This window comes from Microcoleus sp. MOSTC5 (assembly GCF_036701825.1).
GTDB classification, from domain to species: Bacteria; Cyanobacteriota; Cyanobacteriia; order Cyanobacteriales; family Microcoleaceae; genus Microcoleus; species Microcoleus asticus.
Map to the genome: position 1 here is coordinate 11,289 of NZ_JAUBRK010000010.1, position 12,722 is coordinate 24,010.

At 47.2% G+C, this 12,722-nt stretch carries 9 protein-coding genes; 2 read left to right on the top strand and 7 right to left on the bottom strand.

Translation table 11 applies throughout. The features are described from left to right. Positions 1–323 precede the first annotated feature (323 nt). On the top strand, positions 324–3,449 hold the full coding sequence (ppc, locus tag QUA54_RS07045) for a phosphoenolpyruvate carboxylase (protein ID WP_333413964.1): 3,126 nt from the start codon (positions 324–326) through the stop codon (positions 3,447–3,449). A gap of 139 nt (positions 3,450–3,588) precedes the next feature. Beyond that, a complete protein-coding gene (locus tag QUA54_RS07050) occupies positions 3,589–4,725 on the top strand; it encodes a phosphodiester glycosidase family protein (RefSeq protein ID WP_333413965.1) in 1,137 nt (378 codons plus the stop codon). Positions 4,726–4,861: 136 nt separating this feature from the next. Here the strand turns inward: QUA54_RS07050 and QUA54_RS07055 are convergent, their stop codons facing one another. The 7 genes from QUA54_RS07055 to QUA54_RS07085 form a co-directional block, all read right to left on the bottom strand. Then, positions 4,862–5,419 (bottom strand): HPP family protein, encoded by a 558-nt coding sequence (locus QUA54_RS07055; protein ID WP_445301534.1) that lies wholly within the window; start codon positions 5,417–5,419, stop codon positions 4,862–4,864. 539 nt (positions 5,420–5,958) lie between these two features. Beyond that, complete coding sequence (locus tag QUA54_RS07060) at positions 5,959–6,528, bottom strand: diheme cytochrome C (protein ID WP_333413967.1); 570 nt, start codon at positions 6,526–6,528, stop codon at positions 5,959–5,961. Between the two features lie 73 nt (positions 6,529–6,601). Continuing rightward, a complete protein-coding gene (locus QUA54_RS07065; protein WP_333186429.1) occupies positions 6,602–7,510 on the bottom strand; it encodes an MBL fold metallo-hydrolase in 909 nt (302 codons plus the stop codon). 518 nt (positions 7,511–8,028) lie between these two features. Further along, entirely contained in the window at positions 8,029–8,541 is a 513-nt protein-coding gene (locus QUA54_RS07070) for an inorganic diphosphatase (RefSeq protein WP_172186793.1), read from the bottom strand. Positions 8,542–8,792: 251 nt separating this feature from the next. Further along, a complete protein-coding gene (locus QUA54_RS07075; protein WP_333413968.1) occupies positions 8,793–10,178 on the bottom strand; it encodes a serine/threonine-protein kinase in 1,386 nt (461 codons plus the stop codon). Positions 10,179–10,348: 170 nt separating this feature from the next. Further along, entirely contained in the window at positions 10,349–11,656 is a 1,308-nt protein-coding gene (locus QUA54_RS07080) for a serine/threonine-protein kinase (RefSeq protein ID WP_333413969.1), read from the bottom strand. 159 nt (positions 11,657–11,815) lie between these two features. Further along, positions 11,816–12,364: an inorganic pyrophosphatase gene (locus tag QUA54_RS07085; protein ID WP_333413970.1), complete on the bottom strand. Its 549-nt coding sequence runs from the start codon at positions 12,362–12,364 to the stop codon at positions 11,816–11,818. Between the last annotated feature and the right edge of the window lie 358 nt (positions 12,365–12,722).

Below are 12,722 nucleotides of genomic sequence, written 5' to 3' on the forward strand. Positions count from 1 at the left end.
TCCTCTGGTGGAAAGTTCAAAATTTTAGACTCTTGTTCAAGCTCCCAGATTCATCTTTGGAGTAAATCTAAAATTGTTCGACTCAGTGCTCGCCGAACCTTTCGCGCCGAAAATCTCAAATTGCAGGTTAACCAATCTTAAAGCTTGACAATCGGTAAAATCCGTGCTGTAAGAATTGGTCTTTCCTTATACCTTCTACATAAGTGCCTTCTACTTTCTACGTTGCAATAAGTTGTCTCAAATTTGACTGCAAACAAAAGTGTTTTAGGCGAAACTAAACCATACAATTTTCTTGACACCCGCAGCTATTGAGGAACAGCCCGATGACTTCAGTCCTCCAGTCTTCAGAACAGGCTATTGATGCAACATCTATTTCCCATTCTCCCGCTTACTCAAAATCAGACCTGTTTCTGCGCAATCGCCTCAAAGTAGTAGAGGACTTGTGGGAATCGGTGCTGCGACAGGAGTGCGGGCAGGAATTGGTGGATTTGCTCCAACAAATGCGATCGGTCAATTCCGCCGAGGGACAGGCCACTAACTTTCGCGAGTCGAATGTCGCACAGCTAATCGAAAAGCTCGACCTCAACGCCGCCATCCGCGCCGCTCGGGCTTTTGCACTGTATTTCCAGTTGATCAACATTGTCGAACAGCACTACGAACAGCGAGACCAACAGCTAGCTTACGCTAGCAGCAACGATGCTGGTGGGCGGATGTTTTCTAAACTGCCAGGACAAGCAACGGATGCGCCCGATCGCCCGCGCCACAGGGAAGGCCCAGGCCCCGCCCAAACGGCTCTGAGCAATGCAGACAGCAGCGAGACGATCGCCCGAGACGCCGGAACTTTTCACCAACTGTTCCCGATGCTGCAGCGCTTGAACGTGCCTAGCCAACAAATCCAGCGCTTGATCGATCAGTTGGACATCCGCTTGGTATTTACAGCTCACCCGACGGAAATTGTCCGCCACACGATCCGCACCAAGCAGCGGCGAATGGCGAAGATTCTCCAACAGCTAGACCAAGTTGACGAGAAATTTCAGGTGTTCGGGGGCGGCTCTCAAAGCCCCTACCCGGTGTCTTGCTGGGAAGCGGCCGCTCTCCAAGAGCAACTGATGGAAGAAATTCGCCTCTGGTGGCGCACGGACGAACTGCACCAATTCAAGCCGACTGTCCTTGACGAGGTGGAATACACTCTCCACTACTTCGATGAAGTGCTGTTTGATGCGATTCCCGAACTCTACCACCGCTTAAAGCAAGCGCTCCACGCTTCTTATCCTTATCTGAAACCGCCGAGTTACAATTTTTGCAAGTTCGGTTCTTGGGTGGGTTCCGACAGGGACGGCAACCCTTCTGTGACTCCGAAAGTTACTTGGCAAACGGCTTGTTATCAGCGCCATTTGGTGCTGTGTAAGTACATCAACGCCGTGAAACGCCTCAATGAACTGTTGAGTTTGTCGCTGCACTGGAGCGACGTGCTGCCGGAATTGCTCGAATCTCTCGATCGCGACAGATCGGAATTTCCCGAGGTTTACGAGCAGTGGGCGATCCGCTACCGCCAAGAACCTTATCGGTTGAAGCTGGCCTACGTGCTGCAGCGGCTGGAAAATACGCGCGATCGCAATTGGCGACTCTACAAAGGAGACGAGTTGCAGCGGGAACGCGAAGCTTTGTCGGAAAATCCCGGAATGACCGGCCTTTATCGATCGGGCGCTGAGTTTTTGATTGAGTTGCAGCTCATCGAGCACAATTTAGTGGAAACTGGTTTGAGCTGTCGGGACTTGGAAAATCTGCTCTGCCAAGTAGAAATTTACGGGTTTAATTTGGCTTACCTAGATATCCGCCAAGAGTCAACAGTACACTCCGACGCTTTGAGCGAAATTGCTGAATACTTGCAAATTTTGCCCAAGTCGTACAATGAAATGTCGGAATGCGATCGAATTATTTGGCTCGCCACAGAACTGCAAACTCGCCGCCCTTTAATTCCTGCAGAATTGCCCTTTTCTCCCAAAACTTGCGAGACGGTCAATACCTTCCGAATATTGCGGCAAATGCAGCAGGAGTTTGGCCCGGAAATTTGCCAAACTTACGTCATCAGCATGAGCCACGATGTCAGCGATTTGCTGGCGGTTTTGTTGTTAGCAAAAGAATCAGGACTTTACGATCCGGCTACAGGAATTAGCAGCATTCAAGTAGTTCCCCTGTTTGAAACGGTGGAAGATTTAAAAAAAGCGCCGGAAGTAATGCAGCAAATCTTTGATCTGCCGCTTTATCGAGCTTTGCTAACAGGAGGATACGCACAGGAACTAGCGGAAAAAAGCGAAGAAAATATCCAATGTCCAATCGAAACTCTCAAATTGCAAGAGGTGATGCTGGGCTATTCCGACAGCAATAAAGATTCTGGTTTCCTCAGCAGCAATTGGGAAATCCACAAAGCTCAAAAGGCTTTGCAAATGGTTGCGGAAAAATACAATGTAGAGTTGCGGATTTTTCACGGCAGAGGCGGTTCTGTAGGGCGCGGCGGCGGGCCTGCTTACAAGGCAATTTTGGCTCAGCCTGGAAAGAGTATTAGCGGGCGAATTAAGATTACCGAACAAGGCGAGGTTTTGGCTTCTAAATATTCTTTGCCGGAGTTGGCGCTTTACAATTTGGAAACTGTGGCGGCGGCGGTAATTCAAGCTAGTTTGCTGCACACTGGTTTTGATGGCATCGACCCTTGGAATGAGATTATGGAGGAGTTGTCGGTGAGGTCGCGATCGCACTACCGCCATTTAATCTACGAACAGCCGGATTTAGTCGATTTCTTCCACCAAGTTACCCCCATTCAAGAAATCAGCCAGTTGCAGATTAGTTCTCGCCCCGCGCGTCGCGGTGGCAAAAAAGACATCAGCGGTTTGCGAGCAATTCCCTGGGTGTTTAGCTGGACTCAAAGCCGCTTTTTGCTGCCTTCTTGGTACGGTGTCGGCACGGCTTTGCAAGAGTTTTTGCTGGAGGAACCGGAAGAACATTTGAAACTTTTGCAGTATTTCTACTTGAAATGGCCGTTTTTTAGAATGGTAATTTCTAAGGTGGAAATGACTTTATCTAAGGTAGATTTGCAGATTGCAGAACACTACGTGCAGGAGTTAGCTTTGCCGGCTGACAAGGAGCGTTTTCAGACTTTATTTGAGCAAATTGCTGCCGAATTTCATTTGATTCGGGATTTGGTTTTAACTATTACGGGACACCAGCGTTTGTTGGACGGAGATCCATCGCTGCAGCGTTCGGTGCAGTTGCGAAATGCGACGATTGTGCCTTTGGGTTTGTTGCAGGTTTCGCTGCTGAAACGCTTGCGGCAGCACGGTAGTGGCGGGGTTCCGGGGGTAATTCACTCGCGTTACAGCAAAGGTGAATTGTTGCGGGGAGCTCTGCTGACGATTAATGGAATTGCTGCGGGGATGCGGAATACGGGCTAGGAAAATTGTTTTGAGTTTTGAATTAGTGGTAAGGTGCGCCTCGGCGCACCCTGCTACTGGTAGTTTCAGAATTCGCGCGATCGCCTTTTGTAGTCACAGCCATAGAAAACTGTTCGCTATGCTAGCTGAGATTTTTTTTATGTCTAAACGCAAACAGTCTGAAGGTTGTCGCCCGATGCTGCGGCGCACTTTTTTATTTTTAACGGGCCTAGCTTTGGCGCGGGTTGTGGCTGACTATTTTGCGATCGCCCAAAACCGAAATAGCTTCTTGACTCTCGCGGGTCAACTGTGGCAAAAGTCACTCGCTTTTTTATCAAAAATACAATCCAATCAAACTCTTCAACCTCTCGCTAACAATCCCATTATAAAATCTGGAAAAACCAATCAACCTCTGCCGAGTAATCCTATTGTAAAATCGCCAGAAAATTCTCCCGCAGCGCAGCCGTCTCAACCTCAAACTATCAAACGTTCTGCTAAGCAAGCAAAACCTGTACAAGTCAGCAGCCAAAATGTAGCTGGTGCCAGTTTTTATCTAACAACTATTGACCTCGCCGACCCGGAAATTTATATCACAATTGGGTTAGCTAATAATGCAGATTTTGCAAATACTTCTAAAGTAACGCGGGGCGATGAACCTTTTGAAAATATGGTGGGGCGTTACCGGGCTGCTGTTGTTGCTAACGGGACTTTTTTTAGTAAAGATAAGCAGAAATCTGTGCTGGGAAATATGGTGGCGGCGGGTAAGTTTCTGAAGTACAGCCGATGGGAAAATTACGGCACGACTTTGGGAATTAAAGCCGGAAATCAATTGGAAATGGTGACGGCTAGAATCGAAGGTAAGCCGGATTGGAGTCAACATTGGTTTTCTCTGACTTGCGGGCCGAGATTGGTTAAAGGGGGGAAAGTTGGGCTGTCTCCTTTGTCGGAAGGTTTTAAAGATGCTCATGTTTTGGGCGTGGGTTCGAGAACGGCGATCGGCTTTCCGGCTTCGAGAGATAAGTTATTCTTGGTAACTTTTCTTGATAGTTTGTCTTTGGAAGCAGAAGCTAAGGTTATGCAGGCAATCGGCTGTTTTGAAGCGATGAATTTGGACGGGGGCGCTTCGGTGGGTTTGGCTCATCAGGGGCAGATTTTATTGCCGCCGGGACGGAATTTGACGAATGTCCTGGTGGTTTACGATCGCGAATATCCGGCGCCGGCTCAGTTAAAGCAGTCCTGGGAACGCTTTCAAAAGGGATCTCGACCTTCCCCCGATCCGTCCGTTTTTTTTGATTAATTTAGCAGAAGGAAGTTCGGCAACGCGCACTGAATCGGGATGTAACGGATGCAAGAAAAAAGGAAGAAGGAATCGAGGGAGCATCCCGATTTTGGGTAGTGCTCCCGAGAGAAGGATGAGAGAATTAGAGACAATGCTATAACCAGTGCTTGGGATACGTCCTGTCTGCCGCTAAATTATTAAAGATGACGGCGCACAAGACCAAGATTATTGATCCCTCAAAAGCAGGTGTTAGCAAAAATTTCCAGTCTGGTTTGGTCATCATGACGACTAAGGCAACTGCTCCCGAAGGCGGATGTAGAGTTCTGGTAATCTGCATAATTCCGATCGCACTAGAAACAGCCATTCCCATCGCCCAGGGAGAAGAACCGAGAAATTGCAGAATCATTAAACTGGTGAGAGCAGCTAAGAAATTGCCCCCAATGACATTCCGGGGTTGAGCCAAAGGGCTGTCAGGGACACCAAAAATCAGAACGCTTGTAGCGCCAAACGGAGCCATTAGTAAAGGAGAATTAGTTTTTACAGCAAGATAGGACGTTGCAGTAATTGCCAAAAAGCTGCCAATCCAACTCCAAAAAATATGCCGAGGATGAGGTCTGTCTACTGGGCAGGTCAATGAACACGATCGCCATCTCCCAAAGGTTTTAAAGCAATAACTTTCCCATTTCAGTCGAATTTTTTTACTGTCAATCATAAATCAGGTTAGTTGATAACCAGGCTTCTTAAATTGTCTGAACTAGCCTCCGGTAAAGTTAAGATATCATAACAATTTGTCAAAAAGTAGTTAAAGGCACAGATTTTTTACTTCTATGCCACTCAAGCTGCTGCTAACCACTCGGTTGGAACGGACTAGCAAGTTTGGTCGGTTTTGCAACAGACGTTATCGGCAGTCGCACAACTTCACTGTTAGCCGTCATTCGATTTTAGATTTTAGATTTTGGATTTTGGATTGACCCCACGGATAAATTCGGGGGCTTGAGGATTTTAGATTTGAGATTTTGGATTGATTCCACGGATAAATCACGTGGCGGGTACCATCAAGAAATTCTTGGTCAGAGTTATTGATGAGGGTAAAGCCAGAGGTTATTTGTAAGGTGCGATGCCCAGTAAGCATGAATTGAAATATCGCACCCACACTTTGAGATAAGTCTCTAGTTCAGAATGCGATCGCCGTTTTCTGGTTAGTGCGATCGTCTCCCTCGCACTCGGATATAATTACGAACTTAATCTCCGCTACGGAGAGTTTTGCCACTCGGCGGTAAGCTTGCGGAAATTGTATTGAGACGCGCCGGGGTGACAAGTAACGCAACTGCTGATATTTGCGGGTTGTGGCAGTTTGACTTTGGGGTGCAGAGCTTTGAAATAGCGAGAGTTAGCGACTCGATAGGCGATCTCTTCGTCTTTGGCTTGGGAACGGGAAAAAGTTTGCAGGTAGTTCCAGACTAGCAGACGGGGCGGGTCTACTAGCAGTTTGATGGTTTGCCCGTAGTGTTGGGAATCTTGCAGCAATCTGCGCCAAGTTTCTGTAGGTAAGACTTGTGGCGGTAAAGCGATGTGACAGGTGGCGCAGTTTTCTAGGTACAGTTGCTGTCCGAGTTGGTAGCGTTCGGGGATGCGATCGACAGTGCCATTATCCTCAATTGCAGAGACTTGAGCAAGTCGCGCCGGAGTGTTGGACCCGGCTGTCTGGGCTGCTACCCATCCGCCTCCAGTACAGCAGAAAATTATCAACACCAGCAAAGTTGAGTAAAGCCCCCGCAAGCCACGAGAGCGACGCTTCTTGGGGGGGTTTTTGTGGTTCATGGTGTTTCTGCCTTCTCGCTGCTAATTTTTGCCTTGGGTCGGCGGTTTTTTTGAGCCTGCATTGATTTGTTGCCTAAATCACTGGTATGCTCATGCCTTCGCGGGCCAAGCAGCCATTGGCGAATGCGGCCTGCACGTCTGCTTCAACGCGATCGAGAAAATTGTCGTCGTGACCCGGATCGTGGTGAAACATCACGATTTTTTTGACTCCAGCAGCTTTCGCTATTTCTACTCCTGCTTGCCAAGTCGAGTGTCCCCAGCCGACTTTTGGGGTATTGAAGTCGTAATACTCTTCGTTGGTGTAGTTAGCGTCGTAAATCAGCACGTCGGCGTCGCGAGCTAGGTGTACCACATTGTCGTCTAGCCGATCGGGAAAATGTTCTGTATCGGTGCAGTAGACGGCTGTGTGTCCCTCCCAGGTGACTCGGTATCCGATCGCGGTGTTGGGATGGTTCAGCAGTGCCGTTTCTATTTTCACATCGTCGAGTTCGAGAATATCCCCAGGGGTCAAATCGTTGAATTTGAGGTCTGACTGCATCACTTGGATGGGGACGGGAAAATTGGGGTGCAGCATTTGGTCGGCAAGACGGTGTTTGATTGTAGTGCCGTTGGGGGCGATCGCACCGTAAATGTGAAAGCAGTTCCCCGGGATAAAGGCAGGAGTAAAGAACGGAAACCCTTGAATGTGATCCCAGTGAGTGTGGCTGAAAAACATATGGGCTTCCACGGGCATTTGCCGCAGCAGGTTGAGACCTAGAACTCGCAGACCTGTGCCGCCGTCAAAAATCAGGCGTTTTTTACCCAAGCGCATTTCTACGCAAGAGGTGTTGCCTCCGTAGCGAATTGTTTTGGTGCCGGGGGTGGCGATGCTGCCCCGCACGCCCCAGAACTGAACGACAAACTCAGTCAAAGGACTATTTTCCATAGTGGCTTTGCCATCTGAAGGCTGTGGGTTGGGTAGAGAGGGTGGGGAATCTGGCATCTTTTTTAGCTTTGGGGGCAGGAACTTGGGAGTTGAAATCTTAGTTTTTAGTTTTTAGTTTTTAGTTTTTAGCAATCTGTACTATAAAGCGCTTTATGGGGAAACCATCCGAGTGCCGAAGACTTGGGCTGTTAGAAACCTAAACCGTACCGGTTGGTGTAGGAGATGTCACGCTTGAGAGATTATTTTTTCCACCGTGCGGGCTGCCCGGCGTGTTCTGTGTTCTGAGATTAAGATAGCGCCGAACAAGATTGTTCGGGTAAAATTTCCTCAAACGTAGAACGCATTCTCTAGGGGTAGAATTTTCGCTCGATCTTACTCTAGGAGTAGTATTTTTTTCAAGATTGGTGTCGGGCCGCGGTTTTGAGGAATGCCGTTCCGGTGACTCGGCATTCACGACTGATTTGACATTCTAGCCACCCGTTTCTCGACTGCATCCCTAGACGTGCAGCGATCGCCTTAAGTTCGGCCCCCTGAGTTTTTAGTCGGGTTGCAGTCGAGGAGTGCGGGCTAGGGACTTATTTGCGATCGGCTGCGATGCACTTTTCCACTAACGGCATTACTAGATCTACATCTTGCCAACCCAGAATTTCTGTGACTTTTTTCTCCAAATTTTTATAGGTTCTAAAAAATTCGGCTATTTCGTCCAAGCGGTGGGGGGCTACGTCTTTGAGGGACTTATAGTGAGCGTAGCGGGGGTCTTTGTCGGGAACGCAAAGCAGTTTTTCGTCCCTGTCGCCTCCGTCAATCATTTCCAGCATTCCGATCGGACGGGCTGCTATGATGCACCCTGGAAATGTGGGCTCATCCATCATTACCATGCCGTCGAGGGGGTCGCCATCATCGGCTAAGGTATTGGGTATGAAGCCGTAGTCGCACGGATATTGGACTGAGGAATAAAGCACCCGATCGAGAGCAAAGGCTTGCAAGTCTTTATCAAATTCGTACTTGTTTTTGCTACCGGCGGTAATTTCGATGAGGACGTTGAGCAGTCCTGGTTTCGGCTGTGCCGGAATTAGCGATAAGTCCACAACAATATCTCCAAGTTAACAGATGATTGGGATGAGTGCTACTTGCCAAATCCCTTTGATAGCATTTTACGGGCGATCGGGGCCGACGGTTGCATGAGATTGAGAGAAAGCGGGGGAGTGCGATCGGGGTTAGACAATTTGAGGATGAGGCTTGTGGGGTGTCCCACCTGCTGTGAAAATACACCGGAGGGGGGGGACGCCCATCCCGCAGTTTGAGAGGGGAATGCTTTGTTGGGGCGAGGGAGATATTTTCACATCGATATTTTCTTTTTACCGTCTGTCAAAATTCTTTGAATTTTCAATCCCAACCACTGGCTTAGTTCTGTAGCGAACCACTGGATTTCTGCTTCGCTTAATTTCTGCTTCACTCCCAGTCTATATTTTTGGTTGCCGGCTTTAACAATCACCTCAGAAAGGTTGGCTCCAATTTTTTCAATTTTCAAATAAGAAATGTCCTGTCTGGCGGCTGGCTCGAAATGATTCCATCTCAACCCCAGTAGATAGCTGGTACAGGAGATTTGCTGGCGATCGATTCTGAGACGCAATTTCCGAAATAGTGCAAACAGAAACATTACTGCTACCGCAACTGATAAACTTTCTGCTATCATCACAAGAATTAGCAGATTTATCTCTGAATTAGTGAAGGGCTTATTATAATCAAAATTACCCCATAATATGGCAGTTGCAGCAACCGCAGTAGAAAACAGAGCAATTAACCCAAAACCAACTCCTGGCGGCGGAAATATAATTTCGATAAACTCCGAATTTTTTGTCAATTTAATATCGCTGCCTTGCGGCTGCAAGGCTATAGATTTTTTGTCGATAGAACTGGGATTTTTGAGACATCGCAATGCTTCCTCAGCCGAAGATAACCGTTTGGATAAACTCGGTTCCGTCATCCACTCCAGCCAATCAACTAAATTAGGATTGAGATGCGTGATGCGAGCGGCAAATTGAATTTTTAAATCCTGCTGCGCCAGTTCCGTGGGATGCAAACCTGTTACCAAATAAATTAAAGTTGAACCTAAACCATAAAGGTCAGAAGCCGGAACCGAGCGCCCGCCAAATTGTTCCGGCGCCATATATCCGTAAGTTCCCACTACTGTAATTGTGCCGCCAAACTTTGCAGCTTGGTTCTGCACCGAGCCGAAATCAACTAAATAAACTTGTCCGACCGAGTGACCGGATCTGCTGTGCAGTAAAATATTGCTGGGTTTAATATCGCGATGAATAACAGGCGGTTCTTGTTTGTGCAAATAAATCAAAATTTCTAACAGCGATTTAGCTAATTCTTTCACCTCGCTTTCGCTAAAACTACGTCCAGCTTTTAAATGGTCTTCCAAAGTTTTTCCCTCTACATAAGTCTGTATCAGGGCAAATCCTTTACTGTCTGGTTCGTCAATTTCCAGGTAGTCGAGGTAGCGAGGAATTGCTGGATGATCGAGTTCTTTTAAAGTTTCCGCTTCCCGTTCAAATAGGTTGAGGTCTTGCCATTCAAAATCGTTACCAAGGAATAGCTGTTTGATGACAACTAATTCTTGAGTTTGCAAATCACGAGCCAGCAGCGTTTGGCGACCTGTTTGTTTTCCCAGTTGCCCCTGCACTTCATAGCGTTCTGCTAATACTTTCGCAATCATATTTTTTTACCTTAATGTTAACTTGAGTGCAAGCCAAAATTATGTACGTTGGTTTGAGGTCACGAAACTCAAGTTTTCATTTAAAATAAAGTTTTGGGTTTCGCTTTTTTATTTAAAATAAAGTAGGTTGGGTTTCGCTATCGCTCTACCCAACCTACTTTATATAAATTTTAGACTCCACTTTTTCTTTGATACCAGCGGGCAAAATACTTGCTACTTTCCCCCATTGATAGTCCTGCAATTAGCGACGGTGCAAGCAGCAAAATATAATAACTTGAACTTGAGTAATACGGCAGCGAAGTCTTCGGAAGGAAGTCGAGGCTTACCAAAGTACAGAGTACGATACTAATTCCATTTAAAACCTGTCGGTGAAGTTTGGGATTAGTTAGGGGGAAAAAACACAATCGGGTCACAATTGCTACGATTATTCCGTTCCCCAACCCCAGCAGCAAGCCGAGAAAAATGCCCAGGATTCCTTGGACAATTATCGTCATCAGTGCCGAAAAGAAAAAGGTGCTGTAAATTGCTGCACAAGCTCCTACAGCTAGACATCCTGTCCCAATGCTGCGCCCGATCGCATTCCAGAACAAGCTAAAGGTATTCACGGTTTTTCCCTGTTTCAATGGTAGGGAATATTTATTTATTGTCTGTGGTTTTTCGAGAACTTCTTTTGCGATTTGGACTAAGGCGGGACGGCGTTCTAAACTGGGATGCGTCATCCACTTCAGCCAATTGGTAAAACCGGGACTTAATTTGGTGAATTGCTCGAATTCGAGCTGCAAATCTTTCTGCGGCAAGTCGGCAGGATGCTGCTTGGTAATTAAGGCGATTAATGTTGCTCCCAAGCCGTACAAGTCGGAAGCGGGGACTGCCCTCCCGCCAAATTGTTCTGGCGGCATATAGCCGTAGGTTCCGACAACGGTGACTGTTTTTCCTTGTTGGGTTGCTAGAGTTTGAACAGCACCGAAATCAACTAGGTAGACTTCGCCTACGCTGTTGCCCGATCGATTCTTGAGTAAAATATTGCTGGGTTTAATATCGCGGTGAATGACGGGGGGCCGTCGCTGGTGCAGGTAGGCGAGGATGTTTAATAATGCTGTGGCTAATTGTTTGACTTCGCTTTCGCTGAAGGTGCGGCCGTCTGAGAGATATTCTTGTAGGGATTTGGCTTCGATGTAAGTCTGAACTAGGGCGAATCCTTTGCGGTTGGGAGTGTCGATTTCAAAGGAGTCTAAATATCGGGGAATTGCGACATGGGATAGGGATTTTAAGGTTTCGACTTCTCGCTCGAACAGTTTTAAGTCTTCCCAGTTAAAGTCGCTGCTGAATGAGAGGAGTTTGACGACTACTTGCTGTTGCGTTTTTAAGTCGCGGGCGAGTAAGGTTTGCCGTCCTGCTTGCTTGCCGAGCCGCCGATCGCACTGATAGCGATCGGCTAATATTTCTTTTGACAAATCGCCGATGTTTTGTCCGCTCATGTTCTCTTGCCCTAGAACCGATTAAACCTAGTGTAGTTGACAAAAGTGCAATAATCGGAAATGTTCGGGCTGCGGCAAAAAATTTTTATGTCAAAGGGCAACCGCCTTTAAGAGCCAGCGATCTCGCACAATAAAGACGCGCCTGATTTAAGCTTGAATTTAATTTTCGATTTGCTTGTAAATTGACTGCACTACGTCGAGCAGGCTCAAGACTTGCTGCCATTCGGGGGCATCGGGGTTGTAGCTTTTGGCGCGCTGAGTTTTCAAACTGTGGTGCAATAGGGAAAGCAGCGCGTCAGGAGACTGTAAGGAATTGTCATCTTCATCTGCTGGGGTTTCGGCTGCATTTTCTTCGATGTCTTCTTTAATTTTTTGTGCTCGATCGGCGAGGGCTAAAGCTCTGCCTGCAAGGTTTTCCGGCATTTTGGGCTGTGAGGACAAAGACGCGCTGGTTAGTTCTACCAATAGTTGGCAGACTCGATCGACCCATTCGCGATCGTTTACTGAAAAGGAACCTGATTTGAACACTTGCCCGTCAGGTCTTTGTTGAATGCTTTGTACCTTCTGGATCAGAGGGATGGCCTTAACAGTGATATTTTCCGGGATTCTGGGGATATCTGACAGGGAGCTCCGAGCAATCTCCAGCAATAGTTGGTAAACATGATCTACCCACTCAACATCTCCTGATTGCGAATTCCAATTATTCATAACTGACGCTAGTGATTTTCTATATCTAAGACTAGAACATTGACTATCTGCGAAGGAAGCTCTTTTTAGGAGCCGCTAACGCTATTAAGACTTACGCGGACGGGGTGAGAAACCCGGTTTTCGATCGGATGTTTCGTCGCCTTTCTCCAAGATTTTTCTCAGAAACCGGCTAACGCTGCCGCAAGTCTTAACTATTTTTAAGCGCTTCAAATACTAGAAGTGCTAAGTTTGTTGCAGTAGGTAGTGCGAACGAAACAGGTAGGGCGAAACACAGGCATCTGGCTTGCGAGTTCAAATCCGTTATCTAACCATAATACCTGTTGGAGCTTCTTTATAATTAATCTCAATAGGATATTGA

Bases quoted from the DNA above. Each gene is read 5' to 3' on its own strand.
- ppc (WP_333413964.1), top strand. From the start codon at position 324: ATGACTTCAGTCCTCCAGTCTTCAGAACAGGCTATTGATGCAACATCT.
- QUA54_RS07050 (WP_333413965.1), top strand. From the start codon at position 3,589: ATGTCTAAACGCAAACAGTCTGAAGGTTGTCGCCCGATGCTGCGGCGC.
- QUA54_RS07055 (WP_445301534.1), bottom strand. From the start codon at position 5,419: ATGATTGACAGTAAAAAAATTCGACTGAAATGGGAAAGTTATTGCTTT.
- QUA54_RS07060 (WP_333413967.1), bottom strand. From the start codon at position 6,528: ATGAACCACAAAAACCCCCCCAAGAAGCGTCGCTCTCGTGGCTTGCGG.
- QUA54_RS07065 (WP_333186429.1), bottom strand. From the start codon at position 7,510: ATGCCAGATTCCCCACCCTCTCTACCCAACCCACAGCCTTCAGATGGC.
- QUA54_RS07075 (WP_333413968.1), bottom strand. From the start codon at position 10,178: ATGATTGCGAAAGTATTAGCAGAACGCTATGAAGTGCAGGGGCAACTG.
- QUA54_RS07080 (WP_333413969.1), bottom strand. From the start codon at position 11,656: ATGAGCGGACAAAACATCGGCGATTTGTCAAAAGAAATATTAGCCGAT.
- QUA54_RS07085 (WP_333413970.1), bottom strand. From the start codon at position 12,364: ATGAATAATTGGAATTCGCAATCAGGAGATGTTGAGTGGGTAGATCAT.